At 66.0% G+C, this 14,285-nt stretch carries 15 protein-coding genes; 4 read left to right on the top strand and 11 right to left on the bottom strand.

The genetic code is table 11. The features are described 5' to 3' along the window. Nucleotides 1–41: 41 nt before the first annotated feature. Together FA743_RS12035 and FA743_RS12030 are read right to left on the bottom strand one after the other, a co-directional pair. Nucleotides 42–977 (bottom strand): D-ribose ABC transporter substrate-binding protein, encoded by a 936-nt coding sequence (locus FA743_RS12035; RefSeq protein WP_136886353.1) that lies wholly within the window; start codon nt 975–977, stop codon nt 42–44. Nucleotides 978–1,054: 77 nt separating this feature from the next. After that, nucleotides 1,055–1,885 carry a phosphogluconate dehydrogenase C-terminal domain-containing protein gene (locus FA743_RS12030; protein ID WP_136886352.1) on the bottom strand — a complete coding sequence of 277 codons (831 nt, stop codon included), beginning with the start codon at nt 1,883–1,885 and terminating at the stop codon, nt 1,055–1,057. An 83-nt stretch (nt 1,886–1,968) separates the two neighbouring features. Here FA743_RS12030 and FA743_RS12025 point away from each other — a divergent pair, with 83 nt between their 5' ends. Further along, nucleotides 1,969–3,336, top strand: a complete 1,368-nt coding sequence (locus tag FA743_RS12025; RefSeq protein ID WP_136886351.1) for a four-carbon acid sugar kinase family protein — start codon at nt 1,969–1,971, stop codon at nt 3,334–3,336. After that, complete coding sequence (oiaX, locus tag FA743_RS12020; protein WP_211242261.1) at nt 3,333–4,595, top strand: 3-oxo-isoapionate-4-phosphate decarboxylase OiaX; 1,263 nt, start codon at nt 3,333–3,335, stop codon at nt 4,593–4,595. Before FA743_RS12025 ends, oiaX begins: the two co-directional genes overlap by 4 nt. 169 nt (nt 4,596–4,764) lie before the next feature. Here the strand turns inward: oiaX and FA743_RS20345 are convergent, their stop codons facing one another. From FA743_RS20345 to FA743_RS11990, 7 genes are all read right to left on the bottom strand, one after another. After that, entirely contained in the window at nt 4,765–5,262 is a 498-nt protein-coding gene (locus FA743_RS20345; protein WP_169308877.1) for a CYTH domain-containing protein, read from the bottom strand. Between the two features lie 98 nt (nt 5,263–5,360). After that, nucleotides 5,361–5,759, bottom strand: coding sequence for an NUDIX hydrolase (locus tag FA743_RS20340; protein WP_169308876.1), 399 nt, complete (start codon nt 5,757–5,759; stop codon nt 5,361–5,363). Next, nucleotides 5,752–6,246 (bottom strand): CYTH domain-containing protein, encoded by a 495-nt coding sequence (locus FA743_RS12010; protein ID WP_136886349.1) that lies wholly within the window; start codon nt 6,244–6,246, stop codon nt 5,752–5,754. The genes FA743_RS20340 and FA743_RS12010 overlap by 8 nt, the downstream gene beginning before the upstream one ends. A gap of 5 nt (nt 6,247–6,251) precedes the next feature. Then, nucleotides 6,252–7,013: a ParA family protein gene (locus FA743_RS12005; protein WP_136886348.1), complete on the bottom strand. Its 762-nt coding sequence runs from the start codon at nt 7,011–7,013 to the stop codon at nt 6,252–6,254. A gap of 1 nt (nt 7,014) precedes the next feature. Then, nucleotides 7,015–8,184 (bottom strand): CHAD domain-containing protein, encoded by a 1,170-nt coding sequence (locus FA743_RS12000; RefSeq protein ID WP_169308875.1) that lies wholly within the window; start codon nt 8,182–8,184, stop codon nt 7,015–7,017. Between the two features lie 356 nt (nt 8,185–8,540). Continuing rightward, entirely contained in the window at nt 8,541–8,729 is a 189-nt protein-coding gene (locus tag FA743_RS11995) for a hypothetical protein (RefSeq protein WP_136886346.1), read from the bottom strand. 292 nt (nt 8,730–9,021) lie between these two features. Next, nucleotides 9,022–9,585 carry a TetR/AcrR family transcriptional regulator gene (locus tag FA743_RS11990; protein ID WP_136886345.1) on the bottom strand — a complete coding sequence of 188 codons (564 nt, stop codon included), beginning with the start codon at nt 9,583–9,585 and terminating at the stop codon, nt 9,022–9,024. A gap of 74 nt (nt 9,586–9,659) precedes the next feature. Here FA743_RS11990 and FA743_RS11985 point away from each other — a divergent pair, with 74 nt between their 5' ends. Then, nucleotides 9,660–11,135, top strand: a complete 1,476-nt coding sequence (locus FA743_RS11985) for an MFS transporter (protein WP_136886344.1) — start codon at nt 9,660–9,662, stop codon at nt 11,133–11,135. A gap of 176 nt (nt 11,136–11,311) precedes the next feature. Here the strand turns inward: FA743_RS11985 and FA743_RS11980 are convergent, their stop codons facing one another. Further along, the gene (locus FA743_RS11980; protein WP_136886343.1) at nt 11,312–12,013 is read right to left on the bottom strand and encodes a TetR/AcrR family transcriptional regulator; all 702 of its coding nucleotides are present in this window, start codon (nt 12,011–12,013) and stop codon (nt 11,312–11,314) included. Nucleotides 12,014–12,120: 107 nt separating this feature from the next. Between FA743_RS11980 and FA743_RS11975 the strand changes: the two genes are divergently transcribed. Next, the gene (locus FA743_RS11975; protein WP_136886342.1) at nt 12,121–13,275 is read left to right on the top strand and encodes an epoxide hydrolase family protein; all 1,155 of its coding nucleotides are present in this window, start codon (nt 12,121–12,123) and stop codon (nt 13,273–13,275) included. A 223-nt stretch (nt 13,276–13,498) separates the two neighbouring features. Here the strand turns inward: FA743_RS11975 and FA743_RS11970 are convergent, their stop codons facing one another. Then, nucleotides 13,499–14,152: an NADPH-dependent FMN reductase gene (locus tag FA743_RS11970; RefSeq protein WP_211242260.1), complete on the bottom strand. Its 654-nt coding sequence runs from the start codon at nt 14,150–14,152 to the stop codon at nt 13,499–13,501. Between the last annotated feature and the right edge of the window lie 133 nt (nt 14,153–14,285).

Here is a 14,285-nt window from a genome sequence, read left to right as displayed (position 1 = left end):
CCACGAAGGACGGGTCCGGCGGTGACGCCGGACCCGTTGCCTCACTCGGCCAGAGCGAAGGTTTCCAGCTTGTCGGCATTGTCGCCGTTGATCAGCACGCAATCCATCAGCTGCTTTTCCTCCAGCCCCGTCGTGCCGTTGCGCAGGTATGCGTCGGCCTGCTCGACCGCCAGCTGCGCCTGCCGGAAGGCGGGTTGCAGGACGGTGGCCTTGATGCCCCCCGCCTTGATGGAATCGCGGACGTCGTTCGAGCCGTCGAAGCCCACGACGATCACATCGGTGCGCCCTGCCGCCTCCAGCGCGGCCCAGGCCCCCATCGCCATGGTGTCATTGCCCGAGATGACGCCCTTGATGTCGGGCTGCGCCTGCAGGATCGTCTCCATCACCGTATAGGCCTCGGTCTGGGACCAGTTGGCGGTCTGCTGGGCGGCCATCTCCATGTCGGGATACTGGTCGATGATGTCGTGATACCCCGACGAGCGGATGCCCGCATTGGTGTCGGCCTCGCGGCCCAGCAGTTCGGCATATTGGCCCGTCTCGCCCATCAGGCGCACGAACTCCTCGGCCCCCAGCTGCGCGCCCTGATAGTTGTTCGACACGATCTGGCTGACGGCGATGCCGCTCTCCTTGATCTCACGATCGATCAGGAAGGAGGGGATGCCTGCATCCTTGGCCCTCTGCACTGCGGCGACGGTGGCATCGGCCCCGGCATTGTCCAGGATGATGGCCACGGCGCCCCGCGCGATGGCGGTGTTGTACAGTTCGGACTGCTTGTTGGGATCGTCGTCATGGACCATCACGACGGTCTCGTATCCCAGTTCCTGCGCCCGGGCCTCGGCCCCCACCGCCTCGGCCTTGAAGAAGGGGTTGTCGTGGCTGGGGGTGATGATGGCGATCAACCCTTCGGCTGCGGCGATGCCCGGCATGGCCACGGCCAGGCCCAAGGCTGAAATCATCAGCCGGCGTTTCAGTGACATGATCTTCTCCCTTTTGATGTCAGACGGACCTTGGCCCGCTCCTCCCTGACGGTTTCGACGGTGGTAGATGGTCCATCTCAGGTGATGCGGTCGATGCTGGCGGCGATCTCGTCCCATTCGAAGACGCGCTTCCAGTCGTCGCGCATCAGCATCGGCTTGCCGAATTCGATGGCCTTGTTGCAGGCGTCCGAGAAGGCGCCCTGCCGTTCCTCGAAGATCACCGCGCCCAGGATGTTCATGTGGCCCAGCAGGAAATCGCGGGCGCAGTCGTGGCTGACGCCGCTGCGGGCCACGCATTCGTCCATCGCCTCGCGCATCACCGACAGCAGCGAGGCGCAGACGGTTTCCGACAGGCCCGGCTCCAGCATAGCCATCTGCCTGACGGTGACCCGATGGCTGCGCGCGACCGGGGCATAGATGGCCCGCGCGATGCGGTCGCCCAAGGCATAGTGATCCTCGGGGCCCTGCATCAGCGCGTTCACGACGCCCTGTTTTGCCGCGACGCCGCCGAAATGGTCGGCCCGTCCCTCGGGCGTGGATTCGTCGTTGAAGATCGGCGGGTGGCAGGGATGGGTGACGAAATAGGTGACGTCCGCGCGGTCGGGCAGGTGGCCTGCGAAGGGCGCGGCGGCGTCCAGCACCACGACCATGGTGCCCGGCGCCAGCATCGGCACCACCTCGGCGGCCACGGCGCGGATGACCGTGTCGGGCACGGCCAGGATGACCACCCCTGCCCCCTGCAGCGCTGCGTCGCGGTCGAGGCAGTCCAGCCCAAGCTCGGCCTTCAGGCGGGCGCGCCCGGCCTCGCCGATCTCGACGGGGGCCACGTCGAAGTCGGACCGGGCCAGATTGGTGGCAAGACGCACCCCCATCTTCCCCCCTGCCCCCAAGAGCGCCACCTTGGTCATCTGTTCCCCCCGGAATCATCTTGCCTTTACTGGTATGATGAGATGATAATCTCTGGAGCATGTCAAGCGCAGAGGAGGGGCGGATGGCACGACTGCGCATCGCCTGGCTGGGGGATGATTTCACCGGCTCTGCGGCGGTGATGGAGGTGCTGGCCTTCGCGGGCCTGCCCTCGGTCCTGTTCACCCAAGCGCCCGGGCCGGACCTGCTGGCCCGCTTCGCGGATGTCGCGGGCGTGGGGCTTGCCACCACCGCCCGGGCCGAAACGCCGGACTGGATGGGCGCGCATCTGCCGCCGCTGTTCCGGCTTCTGGACGCGCTGCAGCCGGACCTGCTGCATTACAAGATCTGCTCGACCTTCGATTCCGCGCCCCATGCGGGCTCGATCGGGGCGGCGATCGCGGCGGGGCTGGGCGTGCGCCCCTCGGTCGCGGTGCCCCTGCTGACGGCGGCGCCGGCCATGCGCCGCTATCAGGCCTTCGGGCATCTCTTCGCGGGGGCGCCGCAGGGCGTGTTCCGGCTGGACCGGCACCCGGTCATGGCCCATCACCCCGTCACGCCCATGGCCGAATCCGACCTGCTGGCGCATCTGGCCGCTCAGACAGACCTGCCAGGCGCGCTGATCGATCTGGAGGCTTTGGCCACTGACCCGCAGGCCCGGCTGGAGGCTGCGCTGGCTGCGGGCGCGCGCATCCTGTCGCTGGACAGCATGGAGCCCGGCAGCGAGGCGGCGGCGGGGGCGCTGATCTGGCAAAACTGCGCCCGGATGGGGCTGGTGGCGGGCAGCCAGGGCGTCGAATATGCGCTGGTGCGGCATTGGCAACAGACCGGCGAGATCCCCATCGTCCCGCCGCCCGGATCGGCGGGGGCGGTGGGCCGCATCGCGGTCGTGTCGGGGTCGGTCTCGCCGGTGACGGCGGCGCAGCTGGACTGGGCGGCGGGGCACGGCTTCGCGCCCCTGCCCTTCGACGCCCGCGCCGCCTGCGGCAGCGAGGCCGATCTGCGGACCGAGGAAACCCGCCTGATCCGCGCCGCTCTGGCTGCGGCAGAGGCGGGGCAGAGCCCGCTGATCCATTCCGCCGCCGGGCATCGGGGCGACCAGGTGGCAGCGTTCAGGCAGGCGCTGGCCGCCAGCGGCAGGCCGCCCGACGAGGCCAACCGCCGCATCGGCGAGGCCCTGGGCCGGATCCTCGACGGGGTGCTGCGCGGGTCGGGGATCCGGCGGGCGGTGATCTCGGGCGGGGATACCTCGGGCCATGCGATGGGGCAGATGGGGTTACAGGCGCTGACCGCGCTGGCCCCCACGATCCCCGGTGCGGCGCTGTGCCGGGCTTATGGCAGCGGCCCGCATGACGGGTTGCAGATCGCGCTGAAGGGCGGCCAGATGGGGTCGCAGGATTATTTCGGCTGGATCCGCGACGGCGGCGGCCCGCGCAGAGGACCCCCGGCATGAGCCCGATGATCCGCGTCACCTACCGCATCGAGACCCCCGGCGATCCCCGCGCCATGGCCGACAAGATCGCCGCCGACCAGTCCACCGGCACCTTCACCGACCTGCCCGCAGAGACGGACGCCCTGCGCGCCCGCCACGCCGCGCGGGTCGAGGCGGTGACGATCCTGGACCCTCAACCCACCCCCTCGCTGCCCGAGGCGGGCGGCCCTGCCGGCCCCGTCCAGCGTGCCGAGGCGGTGATCGCCTATCCGCTGGACAGCATCGGCACCGACATCGCGGCGCTGATGACGGTGACGCTTGGCGGGGTCTTCGCGGCGCGCGGGCTGACCGGCATCCGCATCCTGGATCTGCACCTGCCGCCCGAGTTCGCCTGCCATCCGGGGCCGCAATTCGGGATCGAGGGCTCGCGGCGCCTGACGGGGGTGGCCGAGGGGCCGATCATCGCCTCGATCATCAAGCCCTCCCTGGGGCTGACCCCCGACGAGACGGCCGAGGTCGTGCGGACGCTCTGCGACGCGGGCGTCGACTTCATAAAGGACGACGAGAAGATGATGAACCCCGCCTATGCGCCCCTGGCCGCGCGGGTCGAGGCGATCATGCCGGTGATCCACGACCACGAGCAGCGGACCGGCAAGCGGGTCATGTATGCCTTCGGCATCTCGGCGGCCGATCCCGACGTGATGATGCGCAACCACGATCATGTGCTGGCCCATGGCGGCACCGCGGCGGTCGTCAACATCAACTCGATCGGACCGGGGGGAATGGCGTTTCTGCGCAAGCGGTCGGCCTTGTGCCTGCACGCGCATCGCAACGGATGGGACCTGCTGACCCGGCATCCAGGCTTCGGCTTCGACTTCCGCCCCTATCAGAAGATCTGGCGGTTGCTGGGCGTGGACCAGTTCCAGATCAACGGCATCGCCGCGAAATACTGGGAGGGCGACGACAGCTTCGTGCAGTCCTTTGCCGATGTGACGACGCCGATCTTCTCGGAGGCCGACCGGGCGCTGCCGGTGGTCTGTTCGGGCCAATGGGGCGGGCAGGCCTTCGAGACCTGGCGCCGCACCGGGCAGACGCTGGACCTGATGTATCTGGGCGGCGGCGGCATCCACGGCCATCCCGGCGGGCCCGCCGCCGGGGTCCGGGCGATCCGCGCCGCATGGGCGGCGGCCAGCGGGGGCCTGAGCCCCGATCAGGCCGTGGCCCGCGACGCGGACTTGCGCGCCGCGTTCGGGAAATGGGGCGAAGAGAGACGTGTCTGACACAGAGCGTCTCGTGAAGACGACTGCGGTTTCCTGCAGCCGCCACCCCTTCCCGGCAATCTCTCGCGCTTGGATTGTGACGGTGTCATGTGCCGGCGGGCCGGGCACAGACGCCGTTCGGTCGTGTTCTCTCGGAAACGACACGGAGGGGGTTGATATGGCACCATTATCAGCCGCTCGTCAGGAAATCCGCCAGCACGAAGCCATCGGCATGCATCGCCCGGGCAAGCTGCGCCGAACTGTACCTGCTGTCATGGGTGATGTCGCGTCCGGCCCAGAGAGGGCGGGAAAAGTCGTGATGTTCATGCGGAAGTTCCACGTCGCAGGTCACAAGACCCGACAGCGCCCCGAGATACTCGTCGACCTGCCAGAGCAGGCCGGAAAACTGGATGTCATGGCGCCGCTTCTCCAGGATCGGGGCAGTGGAAAACTCGGCGATCATGTCGCGGGCCTGATCCCGGGACAGATCGAAATGAAACTCGCTGCGCGACACCCCGGTGCGGTTGCCCTTGATGGTCAGGGTCGCCTGATCATCGAAGACCCGGATGCGCGCCTTGCCGGTGTCGAAGCGCGCGACCAGATAATCCTTGATGTGATGACAGCCAAGGGTCTGGCCACGCCAATCCCCGCTGGTCACAAGGAACTTGCGTTCAATCTCGATACCCAATCTCGCCTCGTCGGTTGCGGCCCCCGCGGAGGCCGTTCTGAGTCGTGAGGGGCCGCCGTGGCGGCCCCTGAAATGCAGGGCAAGGCCTTGCCCCGACCTTATCGTTTCTTCTTCGTCAGCGATCGAAGTCCCTCGAGCATCCCGGGGCAACGCAGCAGACGCTCGGCCTTGGATGCGGATACGACGATCCTGTCGCGTTTGCGGCTCTCGGGCCACCGCTTCAGCATCTTCTCGACGCGCATCGTATAGAGCGTCAGCCGGATCTTCTTTCCGCCCTGCCGGCATTTCACGACCGTTTTCCGGTCGGCGTGGATGCGGCCCCTGAGCCCGCCCTCTTCATAGGCCTCACGGCGGGCAGACCCGCGCCCCGACATGCCCGGAATGCGGCGTCCCTTCGGGTGGATCCATTCCTTGCTGCCTTGCCGGCTGACCAGGACAATGCGTTCCTTCCCCTTTCCGGGGAGCTGGCAGAGAACTCCGTACCGCTTTTCAGCCACCGGACAGCTCGCGGATGAAGGAAGCGCCCGACAGCGCCAACGACTTGTTGCCAAAGCGCCTGTCGGTGCTGACATCGCGCCCGAACCAGTCCGGGGCGACGAACTGATGGGCCTCGGCCTCGGATCGGAACTCGACCTCGACCATCATCAGCGGCGCCAGAGCACCCCCGAAGATGTCCAGCTCGAAGGTCAGTCCCTGATCCAGGCCGCCGGTCCACCGGGTCTTCTCGACGCGGCGGCCCTCTGTCTGGGGCCAGAGCAGCTGGAACTGAGCCTCGCTGATCTCGATCTCGCGTTCGCCCCGGACGATCCCCTCGCCGGATTTCACGCAGAGGATGAAGGTTCCATCGGTCTGGCGAAGCCGGACCTCGACAGAATCCTCCGGCACGGTAAGATAGCCCTGGCGAAGGGATGACCTGCTGGCCGCCGCCAGATCCGGCAGGGTCGTGACCAGGAATTTCCGCTCGATCTCCAGCGATGGTTCCATCGTGCTCAGCTCTCCCTCAATCGTGTCTGAACTTCCGCAAAGATCTGCCGGTATGCTTTCGCGGACGGCCGGTCGGACGCGAACGCCAGCACCGGGGCCCGATTGACCCCCATGCGTTCGACATCCGTCGAGAACGGCAACGCGGCCTTGAGGATCCGTTTCGGATAGGTGTCGCGCATCCGTGCCATGGTCTCGCCGTGAAGGACCTTCTGGCGCTGCACCATCGAGAAGAATGCCGCGATCTTCTTCTTGCTGACCTTGGTCGCCTCCTGGCCTTCGACAAACTCCAGAAGCTGCTCGAATGTCCTCTCGGACAGGGTGGTGGGAATGACCGGGACGACGATCAGATCCGCTGCCTGCAGGACGTTCTCGGACAATGTCGAGATGTTGGGAGGGCAGTCGAGAACGATGATGTCATAGTCGCTGCCGACGGCCTTCAGCGATTTCTTGAGCCGGGACTGGCTGTTCTTCATCCGGGACAGGAAGACGTCGAAATCGCGGAAGGTCATGTTCGCGGGCAGGATGTCCAGATTGTCGTAATCACTGCCGCGGATGGCCTTTGCGACCTGTTTGGCCTCTTCGAAGAACGCGTCATTGTCCAGCTTCTGCGACGGCTTCACCCGGAAGTAGAAGCCCGAGGCCCCCTGGGGATCCAGATCGCAGAGCAGGACCCGGCTGCCGGTCTCGGCGAAGGCATAGGCCAGGTTGACCGAGGCGGCGGTCTTTCCGACGCCCCCCTTGTTGCTGTAGCAGGCGACAATCTTCATCTCAGGCTTCCTTGGCGTTGAACAGGGAGCGGAACTGGCTGCGAATGTCGGCGCCATCGAACTGGGAGAAGCTTGCCATGATCCGGGCACGCTCCTCTTTCTGGCGTTCGTGCAGCACCGCGATCAACGCCCCGATGCTCTGCGCCAGGACAAGGTCCTGCTTGTGGCCGAGCGGCTCGTGACCGTCCATGAACCTCTGCAGGAATGCCTGCTGCACCGAATAGTCGTTGAACAGGCCCAGATTGTCCTGAAGGCGCTTGAGGGGCTTCAGGATGGGCTTGACGGCTGCCGCCGGATAGAGCGGCGCAAAGAACTCCATCAGATAGCGCAGCTTCTTGCAGCCGATCCGCAGCTCGTGGACCTGGTCGTCGGGCGTGTCGGCCGTGATCCCGCGGGCGATCCGGCACACCTTGCGATAGCGCTTCCAGATCAGGCGACGGGCATAGTCGCCCACCGAGGCGTCCGCCATCGGGCCCTTTGGCGGGCCGTCGGTGCCAGCAAACGCGGCCTGCAGGTCGGTGATGGCAGAGTGATACCCGGAACTTCTGAGATGGGCCGCCAAGGCGCGGTGGGCGCCACGACGCTCCTTGCGGAACATCTCGAACATCAGAGCCAGTCCCTTGTGCAGGGAGGGAGGCAGCATCGCGAAATAGTCGTCCCGGGCAAGAAGGTAGACGTCCAGATCCCGCAGCCGGCCCGTCGGAGACATCAGCTCTGATGCAATGCCCTTGAACTTTGCGGTCTGCTCTTCCGGATAGACGCCCTTGAAGAGGCTCAGGACCGATCTGACCTTTCGCAGCGCCACCCGGTAATCGTGCAGAAATTCCGTGTCATGGTCGGCGATGATCCCGGCTTCATTCTCGCGGGCCACCTGCAGATAGACGGTGATGACATCGCCGGCGCTCTGCCAGGCCGTGGCATTCTCGACGATGGCGACGTCAGGCTTGGCGTTGTATCGCGGCTGATCCGGAAACAGCATCGGGGACAGGTCCGCAGCGTCGGGCGAGGCGGTCTCGGCGCTCGCCCGGAGGTGATCGCGCAGCTGTTCGAGGGCCTCGTCATATCCGCGAAGCGGGTGCAGCGCCGCGATCGTCACGGCGTCTCCCCCACCTTTCGGGTTCAGCGTGGTCAGATGCGCGCGAACCAGCGTCTTGTTCTCGTCATCGGTCATGGACAGGTCCCGGTGGCTTATGGTCCCGGACCCGACCCCCAGCAGACCGCGCAAGGGAGGGACATGCTGCAGGGCGTCCTTGACAGGTCCGTCCTTCAGTCCCGTGACAAGGTTCCCCTTCGAGGCCGCTCCTTGCGAGATCAGCCCCTCATGCCCTCCCAGAAGGGTCAGGGTCTTTCCGGCCCTGATCAGCACCTGGCCCGACATCTGGAGAGATCCGATATGGTTGTCCAGAATTTCGAAATCCGTCTCCGCGTCGGGTTGGCTGACCTGGATCTCCAAATCCCCGATCGTGGTGCCGAGGTCCTCGTCCGCCAGCATTCCGGGCAGGATCAGGACACTGCGCTGTGACTGCTTCATGATTTCTTGGTTCCCGCCTTCTTGAGATAGCCGTCGACCAGCTCTTCCATGATCTTCTGGACGCTCGTGTCATCTTCGATGGCACGGGTCTTCAGCGCCTTCAGGGTTTTCCGATGAAGCCGCAGCGATGTGTTCACCTTCTTGGCGTCCTCGGATTTGGCGCTGGCAGTCTTGCTTTTCGACATTGACGGCACCCGACTGCAATGACGTCATGATGTCATATTCCGCCGGTCGAGGGCAAGGCGGTTTCGGACTGAAATGATCGGGACACCGGCTGTTCATGTCGGCTGTGCGGGGCATGACGCCCCGCTGACGGGGAAGGCGTGCCAGGACGGCCACATGTTCGGCACCGGGGGCGTTTGCCTGCCACGCTTGTGGGACCGCCCTGCGGGGCCAAACTGTCCCGAAACGCATCCCGTCGAGGTCCAGGTCGCTGCCCGATCCGCGGCCATGATACGGATGCGTCTCAGCCTCCGTTCACTCGTCCGACGTCGCCTGACGCCTTGTCGTCAGGCTTGATCGGATGTCACGATGGATCGCCGCCCAGTCCTCATCCGCGATGTCCAGAAACCCGAAATAGCGCAGGAAGAATGCCCCCTCGGTGGCCAGAAACGCCAACCGTGCCTGTCGATCCTCCGGTGCCGACGGATCAAGGGCCTGCATGCGCTGTCGATACCATGTCTGCGTGGCCGCCATGAACTCTGGCGACTGAAGCATCAAGGTCATCATGCTTGCGGCCTTCGCTTGCGCGGGGCCGCTGTCGGTGAACGTCGCACCGACATGGGCATCGATCACGTCGACCGGCGTCGGATCGGGCGCGATCATCGTGGCAAACAGCGTCTCGTAGCTTTCCATCCAGCGCGCGCAGAGCGCGTCGATCAGCGCCGCCTTGCTGGGGAACGTATACTGGACCCCTCCCTTGGTAATGCCCGCCGCCTTGGCCAGGGAGTCGATGGTCAACGCCGCGGCCCCCTGGCTGCGAACGATATCCTCGGCCAGGTCGAGAAGGTTGTCGCGATCAACCGTTTTGTGGCGTCCCATCCGGCCCCTTTCCATTACATACGTATGGATTTATATCAGCCGCGAATCTGGCGCAAGCCGAAGAGGAAAAAGACATGGATTCGGGAAATCGCTGGCTTGTGCTGGCCGTGGTCTCAAGCGCGCTGCTGTTGATCGTCATCGACATGACGGTCCTCTATACCGCCTTGCCGCGACTGACCGCCGAACTGGACGCCACGCCATCCGAAAAGCTCTGGATCGTCAACGCCTATGCGCTGACGGTTGCAGGTCTGCTGCCCGCGTCGGGCGCGCTTGGCGACAGGTTCGGCCCGCGGGTGATGTTTCTGGGCGGTCTGCTGGTCTTCGGCGCCGCATCGCTGCTGGCGGCCTTTGCCCCGACGCCGGAGGTGCTGATCGCCGGCCGCGTCGCGCTGGCCATCGGCGCGGCCATGATGATGCCCGCCACGCTGGCCATCATCCGCCATACGTTCGAGGATGATGCAGAGCGCAACTTTGCCATCGGTGTCTGGGCCGCCGTGGCCTCCGGGGGGGCGGCCTTCGGTCCCATCCTGGGTGGCATCCTGCTGGAATTCTTCTGGTGGGGGTCGGTGTTCCTGATCAACGTCCCGATCGTGCTGATCGCCTTCGTCGCGGGGCTGCTCATCGTGGGAAAGCAGGCCTCGGAAGGGGGCCATCCGTTCAGCCTGTCGGCCTCGGTGCAGATCATGGTGGGACTGGTGGCGACGACCCTGGCGATCAAGGAATTCGGCAAGCCCGTTCCGTCCTTCGCCGTGGCCATCATCGCCGCCAGCGTCGGCGTCGGCTTCATCGCGCTGTTCATCCGCGGACAGCGGCGGGCGACGCATCCGATGCTGGATCTGCGGGTCTTCGCCAATCCCGCGTTCAGCAGCGCCGTCATCGCGGCGCTGTTCGCGGCCGCCTGCCTGATGGGCCTGTCGCTGGCGATGACGCAGCGGTTCCAACTGGTCATGGGCCTGTCGCCCTTGCAGGCGGGCATCCAGCTTCTGCCCTTGCCGCTTGCATCCTTTGCTGCCGGACCCCTGACAGGCCGGTTGATCACGAGGATCGGAGATCGCATCCTGCTGCCGGTGGGCATGGGCGCAATCGCCTTGGGCTTGGGTCTTCATCTGGTCTCGATCAGTTCGCTGCCCATCCAGATCCTCGCGCTCACCCTGGTCGGCATTGGCGTCGGGATGACGATGACGACCGCGTCTGCGTCCATCATGCACAACGCGCCCCGGGAAAGCGCAAGCACGGCCGCTTCGGTCGAGGAGGTCTCCTACGAGCTGGGCGGCGCCATTGGTGTCACCGTGTTCGGCAGCATTCTGGCGGCGGTCTATGCCCGCTCCTACGAGGCACCGTCATCCTTGGCGGATGTGGGGCCCTCCGCTCTGGGCATCGACCAGGCCCTGCAGCATGCCGAGGCGGCTGGTGCCGCTGCGTCGGCCCAACTTCTCGACGCGGCCAATGCTGCCTTCGAGACGTCGTTCATCGCTGTCCTTGGCGTCGCACTGGGCCTGTTGGCCGTCGGCCTCGCCCTGATCGTCCGGATGAACAGGCGGCCTGCGTGATCCTCCTGCCCCCCTGTGAGTCTTTGGGAGGATCAGCGACAAGAGGACCTGACCGCGCCAGGGTCGGTGCCTTGGGCGCCCTGCGGCTGTTTCCGCCGGTGATGGGGTTTGCCGACGATGTCTTCATCCTCGTCAGCGCCTCTCACAGCTGGGGCAGGCTCACCGAAACGGCATTCTCACACAGTCCGGTCCCCAGGGGGTCCAGAAGACCTCTCAGGCGTTCTGTCGCTGGCAAGAAGCCCGGTCGACCGGAAGAATGTCACCGCCGTCTCGATCCGCTCATCCAGAGCCGGGTGCAGCGGATCTGCATCGTCCGGCAAGTCTCCCAGCAATGCACGCATCTGATGGGGCACGAAGACCAGGTCGAGAAATGCGGCTGCGATGATCTGGGCGCGATCGACGGAGTCCGCGTCCTCGGGATCAGCGATCGCGCTTGAAATCGTCTTCAGTGCCGCCTCGCGACCCAAGCGGTCGACCTCGCGAACCAGGTCGCCATGACGCGGCACCTCGGCAATATACAGGCGCATGAGGCCCAATGGCACGGGCTGCAGGGCGCCTTCGATCACCGCCCGCCCGACCTGGCGGAGACGTTGCTCCGGCGAGGTTCCGGCGGCAGATCCCTCGATCGGTGGCAGTGCCGCCGCGACATGCGCCCGGATGACCGCGACGAAAAGCCCGGACTTGTCCGCATAGCGCGCATAGAGGGTCGGTTTGCTCACCGCGGCTGCCGTCGCGACCGCCTCTAGGCTGGTCCCGTCCACCCCGCGCTCGATGAAGAGGGCGGCGGCGGCGGACAGGATTCGCGCATCGATATCGGCCGCGTGTTCAAGCGAGGGCCGACCGCCACGGCTTTTGCCAGCCTTTCTTTCGTGCACCATTCCTGCTTCATCCTCCGGACCTGAGCGAATAAACTTTACGTCTGCGTTTAGTTTATTTAAGGCGATGGTCTATGCCCCTCAGATCACGCACACAAGAGCACCCCATCATGTCAGACGCCGTCAGGCCGTTCATCCTCGACATTCCCCAGGCCGATCTCAAGGATCTTGGTGACCGCCTGTCCCGCACCCGGTGGCCCGATCAGAGCCCCGTCGAGGACGGGCGCCAAGGCCCACCCCTGGAGAAGCTGCGCGCCTTGGTCGCGCGCTGGCAGAACGGCTATGAGTGGCGGCGCTGCGAGGCCCTGCTGAACGGATGGAACCCGCAGATCACACAGATCGACGGAGTCGACATCCACTTCCTGCATATCCGCTCGGCGCATCCGGAGGCGATGCCGCTTCTGCTGACGCATGGCTGGCCGGGCTCGGTCCTAGAATTCCGGCATGTCATCGATCCGCTGGTCAACCCGACCGCGCATGGAGGAACCGCAAGGGACGCGTTTCATCTTGTCATTCCGTCCATGCCCGGCTTCGGCTTCTCGGGCAAACCCACCGAGCCCGGCTGGACCCCCGCGCGCATCGCGGCCGCGTGGGCGACGCTGATGGCCCGGCTTGGATATGACAGCTGGGGTGCGCAGGGTGGGGACTGGGGCGCGATGGTCACCATGATCCTCGGGCACATGGCCCCTGCGGGGCTTGCCGGGATCCACCTCAATTTCGTCCCCTTCCAGCCCAGTCAGGCCGAGGTCGCGAATGCCGACACCGAAGAGCGGCAGATGCTCTCGGACGCGGCGCGCTATGACGCGGACTATTCCGCCTACATGAAGCTTCAGGGCACGCGGCCGCAATCGGTGGCGTTCGCGCTCGCGGATTCGCCCGTGGGCCTGGCCGCCTGGATCTATGCGCTGTTTCAGGATGTGTCCGACAGCGGCGGTGATCCCGAGAGCGTCTTTGATCTCGACGAGATGATCGACGACATCATGCTCTACTGGCTGCCGAACGCCGGGCCGACGTCGGCGCGGCTCTATTGGGAGGGGATGCAGGCAATGCGGGCGGGCGGAATGCCGCAGGACGCCATGAGAACCCCGGCCGGCATCTCGATGTTCCGTGGCGAGCAGGTCCGCCTGTCGCGCCGATGGGCCGAGGCCCGGTTCGACCGTCTCGTGCATTTTTCGGAGCATGGCGAGGGCGGTCATTTTGCAGCCTTGGAGCGTCCCGGCATGTTCGTCGACGATCTGCGGGCGACCTTTGACGGTCTGCGATAGCCGACGGAGGCTGACATGCCATCTTGACGAGCCTTTCCCCGACAGGGAGTGCCCCGCATTTCGGCCGCCGGAAACGTCGCCGGTCCGGTCATCGGCGACAGGACAGGGAAGCCGTTGCGGGGGCATTGCCACGGAGGGCGGCACGATCCATCCTGCGGCGCCCGGCATCAGCAGACCCCCTGCCCTCCGATCAACCTTATCGCGGCGCTTCCTTTGATCAAGGTCACGGCGCGTTGCGTTCGCCCGGGTGGGTGCGGAAGGCATCGGGCCGGACGGCCTGCGCATCAGTCCGTCTGTCCCGGGCGGCTTGGGCCCACCATGCCAATTGCTGAAAGCTGCGGTCCAGATAGCCCTGCCAGCGCTCGGCATCGACGCCGTCCAGATAGGCCCCCTCCGCGTCCCACACCTTTTGCGCATGGGGGACATGGATCATCGCCGAGACCGGCAGGCAGCCCAGTTCGGACAGAAAGCCCCGCATCGCCATCGCCGCCCGCGTGCCGCCCCACTGCCCCGCCGAATAGGTGGCGATGACCGAGGGCTTGTAGGAAAACAGCGAGCTGCCGAAATGGTTGAGCAGATCGGCCAGTGCCGGGCTGAGCGAATGGTTGTATTCCGGGCTGACCATGACATAGCCGTCCGCCGCCGTGATCCGGGCGGCGAGGTCGTCCAATGCCTCAGGAGCCCGGCTCTCGGCATAGGCGAAATGCGGCTTGAAGGCTGCCTCACGCGGGAAATCCAGCGGGTCGATCAGGCTGGCCTGCAGTCCCATCCCGGTCAACCGGGCGGTGCAGGCGCGGGCCACCCGCTCTCCAAGCCGCGCGGGTCGGGGCGGTGTGCTGGTCCTGACGGACCCCAGAAAGACCAGAATATCCAGCATGGCGGCTCCTGCGTTATCGGCGAAGGCCGCACCGGGGGCCGAACCGCCTTTGCATCTAGGCCATGGTTATCCCCGGGCCAAGGACCGCGCCACCCCTCCGGCCTGCATGACCCGCGCGGAGCCGGTCCGAGCC

Source organism: Paracoccus gahaiensis (assembly GCF_005048225.1).
In the GTDB taxonomy this organism is placed as follows: domain Bacteria; phylum Pseudomonadota; class Alphaproteobacteria; order Rhodobacterales; family Rhodobacteraceae; genus Paracoccus; species Paracoccus gahaiensis.
Note: the sequence above shows the minus strand (reverse complement) of the source record. Positions and strands in the feature narration are given on the sequence as shown.